This is a genomic window from Acidovorax sp. (genome assembly GCF_046314175.1).
Taxonomy (GTDB): domain Bacteria; phylum Pseudomonadota; class Gammaproteobacteria; order Burkholderiales; family Burkholderiaceae_C; genus Acidovorax.
In genome coordinates this window covers 35,369-41,534 of the sequence record NZ_JBKBXG010000007.1, presented here as the reverse complement: position 1 = coordinate 41,534, position 6,166 = coordinate 35,369, and the positions used below count along the sequence as shown (strand labels likewise).

The window sequence follows — 6,166 nt, the reverse complement described above, 5'->3', positions numbered from 1 at the left end:
TGGCCAAGCCGTAGTCGGCCGGGCCGGCGGTGCTGTCCAGGTGCGCGCTCATCGCGCCCACGGCGGCCAGCTGCTGCAGCTCGGCGCAGGGGTAGTAGCCGGTGCGGTCAATCGCCTCCACCTGCGCGGCCAGCGGGCCCTGCGCAATCTGGCGCACGGCGGCCAGCAGCGCATCGCCCCGCAGGGCGCTGTCCAGGTGGAGTTGGGGGGGGAGGTCGGCGGGGTTCATGGGGCTCCTTGGGGGCGCGGGGTGGGCTCGATGGCGGCGGGTTGGCTAGTCCGCCAGGCTGATTTCAAACGGAATGGGGTTGCGCATGCTGTTCGCCACGGGCGAGTAGAAGTTGGCGTGCTGCACGATCTCATCCAGCACCTCGCGCGGCGCATCGCCCTCCACCAGCACCTTCACGCGGATTGCCTGAAAGCCCATTTCGGCAGGCAGCTTCTGCAGCGCCCCACCCGCACCCCAGGCGGCGGGGTTGCCGATGTCGCCTTCCATGAAGATCTCGATCTTGCTGAGCTTGACCTGCTTCCAGGTGGCCACGGCCGTGATGCCCACCGCCAGACAGCCGCCCAGGCCCGACAGCACGATCTCGCCGGGCGCGGGTGCCGTGTCCTGCCCGAACAGGTGCAGGGGCTCGTCCACCACCACTGGGGCATGGTTGCCCACAGTGCTCAGCGAGCGGTACTGCCCTTCCATCACCGTGTGGACCTTGTTCGTGCCCCGGCTCGCAGGGTTGTTGCGGCCCTTGTCGGCAAAGGCCATCAGCCCGTCGCGGTCGATGGGGCGTAGGTGCGTGTGCACGGTGGTCACGGTGGTGACGGGGGCAGAGGGTTCCAGCAGATCGGTGGACATGGTGTTCCTTGGAGAAAAAAGTGAAGGTAAAAATGAAACAGGGGCCGCAGCAGGCCACACCCGCTGCGGGGATTCGGGCGTGGCTCAGGCCGCCAGCGCCAGCGCAGGCTTCTTGGGGAACTTGACCAGCGGCAGCCCGCTTTCAATCGGCAGCTTGTCGTCGCGCGACCATTCGTTCCACGAGCCGAAGTACATGCGCACATCGGCAAAGCCCGCCTGCTTGAGCGCCAGGAAGGTGTTGGACGCGCGCGCGCCCTTGAAGCAATACAGGTACACCGTGTCCGCCGGGCTGATGCCCGCCGTGGCGCATTCGGCGCGCACTTCGTCGGGCGACTTGAACACCGGGCCTTGGGCAGATGGCTTCATGAAGCGGTACCACTCCAGCCACTTGGCGCCGGGCAGGCGGCCCTTGCGCGGCGCAAAGTCCTTGCCATAGGGGCTGGAGCTGTCGCCAATCCACTCGTCCACATCGCGCACGTCCAGCAGCACGGTGTCGGTGCCCAGGGCCTCGATCACGTCTTCCTTGGTCAGCATCACGTCGGTGGTGGTCAGCTGGGTCGGGAAGATGGCGGGCGTAGGCGCCATGGCCTCGGTGGAGACGGGCAGCTCTGCCGCCTTCCAGGCCGAGTAGCCGCCATTGAGTACCTTGACCTTGGGGTAGCCCAGCCAGGTCAGCAGGTAGTAGCCCCGGCACGACTGGCCGTAGCCGCTGTTGAGCGCGTCTTCGTAGAACACGGCCGTCTCGGCGCCCGACAGGCCGATGGCGCCCAGGTGTGCGGCGAAGGTGTCTTTCAGCTCCTGCAGGCCCTGGGGCGTGGAGGTGGCGAGATACGTGAAGGTCTCGCGCAGGTTCACCGCGCCGGGGATGTGCCCTAGCGCATAGGTGTCAGCGTCGCGGGTGTCGATCAGCACCACGGGTTCTGCTGCTTGCAGGGCCAACAACTGGGTGGGTGAGATGAGAACGGCGTCGGAGGCAGAGGCGGTCACGGTGCTCATGGGAAACCTTTCGATGCGGTGGTGGGCGGGATGCCTGCCCTCCTTATCGCAACAGGTGTGCCAGAGCGGGTGGGTGCAAAGAAATTTGAATAAAATTTGCCGCTAGCGCTTATCCATAAAGCGCTAATAGCTATCAATTTAATAGTATTTTGCCGCGCTCTGATCGCAAAGCAGCATGGTCAACGCAGCCGCTGAACACTGTGTGTACAAATTGTCGACACAGTGTGTGGCGTCACTTCAAGCCTGCCTTGCGCAGCCGGTAGCTGAATTGCCGCAGCGTCAGCCCCAGGCTCTGCGCTGCGCGCGACTGGCTGCCGTGGTGCGCGGCCAGCGCGGTTTGCAGCACCTGGACGCTGTGGGACTGGGCCGGGGCGTAGTCGCGCACCAGCGGCGCTGCGGCGGCCCCGGGAGGCCCTGACGCGATCTGCGGAGCAGGCGCCGCTGCTGGCGGCAACACCACAGCCGCAGCGGGCAGAAACCGGTCCAGCTCAGCCCGCGTCACCAGCGTGTCATTGGCCAGCAGCACCAGCCGCTCGATCACATTGCCCAGCTCGCGGATGTTGCCGGGCCAGGGGTGTTCTTCCAGCCGCGCCAGCGCGTCGGGCGACAGGTTGACGTTGCGCTGGTGCGCCTGGTTCGCGCGGCTCACAAAGTGCAGCGCCAGCGCGCGGATGTCCTCGCGCCGCTCGGCCAGCGAGGGCAGGCGGATGGGGATCACGTTCAGGCGGTAGTACAGGTCTTGCCGGAAGTGGCCGACCTCCACCTCCTGCGCCAGGTCGCGGTTGGTGGCCGCCACCAGGCGCACGTTCACCTTCACCTCGCGCTGCCCCCCCAGGCGCACCAGCGTACCCTCTTGCAGCGTGCGCAGCAGCTTGGACTGCATGGCCAGCGGCAGCTCGCCGATCTCGTCCAGAAAGATGGTCCCGCTGTCGGCCTGCTCAAACCATCCCGCGCGTGCCGTGCTCGCGCCCGTAAACGCCCCTTTTTCGTAGCCAAACAGTTCGGATTCGAACAGCGCATCGGGGATGGCCGAGCAGTTGACCTTGATGAAAGGCCGGTCGCGCCGCCCGCTGGCCAAGTGCACGGCGCGTGCGAACAATTCCTTGCCCGTGCCTGACTGGCCCAGCAGCAGCACGGTGGCCTGGGTTTGCGACACGCGCTCCAGCTCGCTCAAGGCCTGCAGCAGCGGCGGCGAGCTACCGATGAGCCCGTAGCGCGCGCTTTTGGTGTTGAGCGCATTGGCCAGCACGGCGTTGCGCGCCTGTAGCTGCCGCGTCTGCTCGGCCACCAGGGCTTCGAGCTGCAGCAGCTGCCCCACCAGCGTGGCCAGCACGCGCAGCACCGCCAGGTCGTCGTTCAGGTGGCGCTGGCGGCTGCGGATGCGGTGGCAGGCCAGCACACCGATGGGCGCGTTGTTGACCTCGATGGGCAGGGCGATGAAGGCCACCGTCTCGGGCGGCAGCTGGCTGCGTTCCACCGCGCGCGCCAGAAACAGCGGTTCGGCATCAATGTCCTGCACGATGGCAGGCTGCCCCGTGGCCAGCACGCGGCCCGTGATGCCCTCGCCCCAGGCATACCGGCCGCGCTGGGCCTCGGCCTGGGTGAGGCCGTAGGCGTGCTGGATGGAGGCGGTGCGCGGTTCGCCAGCGGCGGCAGGAGCATCGTCAACGAGCACGATGCGCCCCCGGTTCAGGCCCAGCAGCTCGCTCATCAGGTGCAGCATCTCGCGCAGCACCAGGCCGGGTGCCAGGCTGCGGCCAATGAGGCGCATCACCTCGCGCATCAGCAGCAGCTCCTGGGCGTGCCAGTCGGTGGGGCTGTGCGAGCGGGCCGTGCTGGAAGGGGAGGACAGGGGCGGTGGGGACATGCCCGGAGCGTTTGCAAGTTCTGCGCCCGGGTGCATTAAAGTCGCCGTCGTCCTTCTCACCCTGACTTTGTCACCCTTCCTGAAAGCCCTCCACCATGACCACCCTCGGAACCCCCCTGTCCCCCCATGCCACCAAAGTCATGCTCCTGGGCTCGGGAGAGCTGGGCAAGGAGGTGCTGATCGCGCTGCAACGCCTGGGCGTGGAAACCATCGCCGTGGACCGCTACGACAACGCCCCCGGCCAGCAGGTGGCCCACCATGCGCGCACCATCACCATGAGCGACCCCGCCCAGCTCAAGGCCCTGATCGAGGCCGAAAAGCCCCATCTGGTGGTGCCTGAGATCGAAGCCATCGCCACCCCCATGCTCGAAGAGCTGGAAGCCGCTGGCACCGTGCGCGTCATCCCCACCGCCCGCGCCGCCCGCCTGACCATGGACCGTGAAGGCATCCGCGTGTTGGCGGCCGAAACCCTGGGCCTGCCCACCAGCCCCTACAAGTTCTGCAATTCGCTGGAAGAGCTGCAGGCCGCCATTGATGCAGGCATCGGCTACCCCTGCATCGTCAAGCCGGTGATGAGCAGCTCCGGCAAGGGTCAGAGCAAGATCGACGGCCCCGACGACGTGAAAAAAGCCTGGGACTACGCCATGGCTGGTGGCCGCGTGAGCCACGGCCGCGTGATCGTCGAGGGCTTCATCGACTTTGACTACGAAATCACCCAGCTAACCGTTCGCGCCGTGGGTGCCGATGGCCAGATCGAGACCCATTTCTGCGACCCCATAGGCCATGTGCAGGTCAGCGGCGACTACGTGGAAAGCTGGCAGCCCCACCCCATGCACCCGGCCGCGCTTGAGAAGTCGCGCCAGATTGCCAAGGCCGTGACCGATAACCTCGGCGGCCAGGGATTGTTTGGCGTGGAGCTATTTGTGAAGGGGCAAGACGTGTGGTTCAGCGAAGTGAGCCCACGCCCCCACGACACCGGCCTGGTCACCCTGTGCACCCAGCACCAGAGCGAGTTCGAACTGCACGCCCGTGCCATCCTGGGCCTGCCGGTGGACACCAGTCTGCGCAACCCCGGCGCCAGCGCGGTGATCTACGGCGGCGTGGATGCGGTCGGTATCGTGTTTGACGGCGTGGAGGAGGCACTGCGCGTGCCGGGCACCGACCTGCGCCTGTTCGGCAAACCCGAGAGCTTCACCAAGCGCCGCATGGGCGTGGCGCTGGCGCGTGCGGCCGATGTGGAGACGGCGCGCACCAGCGCCAAGCTGGCTGCCAGCAAGGTCAAGCCACGCAAGGTGTAAGGAAAAATTTAAGTGAAATTGGCCTCTGGAGCTTATCCCATAAGCGCTAGTAGCTATCGAATCAGGAGTGATTGAGGGCGCGGTGGGCGGCGCTCCCCCAGTGCCAACGCATCACTCGCTCACTCCCGGATCTGCCGCCCGGTGAGCTTGAGGAACAGGTCTTCCAGATTCGCAGGCCGGTGCAGCGTGCGCAGATGGCCGTGCGCGCCCAGCGCCTGCAGCAGCGGCTGGGCGTTCTGCGTGTAGAAGAACACCGTCTCCCCGCTGATCTCTACCCGCGCGGCCAGGGCGCGCAGTGCGGCGTCTCCGGCCAAGGCCTTGGCGCCCACGCCAAACACCTCCACCACATCGGGCTCCAGGTGCTGGGCGATCAGTTCGCGCGGCCTGCCTTCGGCGATCTTCTTGCCGTGGTCCAGCACCAGCAGGCGCGAGCACAGGCGCTCTGCCTCGTCCATAAAGTGGGTGGTCAGCAAAATCGACTTGCCTTGTTGCAGCAGCATTTGCAGCCGCTCCCACATCAAGTGGCGCGCTTGCGGGTCCAGGCCCGTGGTGGGCTCGTCCAGCAGCAGCAGGCGCGGGTTGTTGACGAGGGCACGCGCCAGCGACAACCGGCGCTTCATGCCGCCGGACAGTTCTCCAGGCTTGGCGTTGGCCTTGGGGGTGAGGGCGGCGAACTCCAGCAACTGGGGTACGCGCTCGTCCATGACCTTGCCCTTGAGGCCAAAATAGCGGCCAAACACGTGCAGGTTTTCGGCGCAGGTGAAGTCCGGGTCCAGCGTGTCGAACTGTGTGACCACGCCCAGCTGCGCCTTGATGGCCAGCGCATCGCGTGGCATGTGCAGCGGGGTGCCTCCAGCTTGTGGATAAAAGTGCACGGCACCGCCATCGGGCGAAGCGAGGCCAAGGCACATGCGGATGGTGGTGGTTTTGCCAGCGCCGTTGGGGCCGATGACGCCCAGGCATTCGCCGGGGGCGATGGAGAACGACACGTCGTCCACCACCGTGGTTTCGCCATAACTTTTGCGCAGGTTCAGGACTTCAAAGAGTGCGGTCATGGGCTGATTGTGTGCGATACCAGAAGCGCCAATGGCAAGGACCGCACTACATGGCGCACCCAAGACGGGCGCTGGTTTTTTTGCGGTGCTAACCTGT

The 6,166-nt window shown here is 66.3% G+C and carries 5 protein-coding genes and 1 pseudogene; 1 reads left to right on the top strand and 5 read right to left on the bottom strand.

Translation table 11 applies throughout. The features are described 5' to 3' along the window. The 4 genes and pseudogenes from ACK4OE_RS03295 to ACK4OE_RS03280 form a co-directional block, all read right to left on the bottom strand. A pseudogene (locus tag ACK4OE_RS03295) lies at window positions 1–229 on the bottom strand (acyl-CoA dehydrogenase); the annotation flags it as partial. A gap of 45 nt (window positions 230–274) precedes the next feature. Beyond that, window positions 275–853: an OsmC family protein gene (locus ACK4OE_RS03290; protein WP_409882969.1), complete on the bottom strand. Its 579-nt coding sequence runs from the start codon at window positions 851–853 to the stop codon at window positions 275–277. Window positions 854–937: 84 nt separating this feature from the next. Beyond that, a complete protein-coding gene (locus tag ACK4OE_RS03285) occupies window positions 938–1,849 on the bottom strand; it encodes a sulfurtransferase (RefSeq protein WP_409882967.1) in 912 nt (303 codons plus the stop codon). 232 nt (window positions 1,850–2,081) lie between these two features. Continuing rightward, the gene (locus ACK4OE_RS03280) at window positions 2,082–3,716 is read right to left on the bottom strand and encodes a sigma-54 interaction domain-containing protein (RefSeq protein WP_409882965.1); all 1,635 of its coding nucleotides are present in this window, start codon (window positions 3,714–3,716) and stop codon (window positions 2,082–2,084) included. A 95-nt stretch (window positions 3,717–3,811) separates the two neighbouring features. Between ACK4OE_RS03280 and purT the strand changes: the two genes are divergently transcribed. Further along, a complete protein-coding gene (gene purT / locus ACK4OE_RS03275) occupies window positions 3,812–5,014 on the top strand; it encodes a formate-dependent phosphoribosylglycinamide formyltransferase (RefSeq protein WP_409882963.1) in 1,203 nt (400 codons plus the stop codon). Window positions 5,015–5,133: 119 nt separating this feature from the next. On the opposite strand, the gene ACK4OE_RS03270 is transcribed toward purT, so the two are convergent. Continuing rightward, window positions 5,134–6,069, bottom strand: a complete 936-nt coding sequence (locus tag ACK4OE_RS03270; protein ID WP_409882961.1) for an ATP-binding cassette domain-containing protein — start codon at window positions 6,067–6,069, stop codon at window positions 5,134–5,136. Window positions 6,070–6,166: the final 97 nt, after the last annotated feature.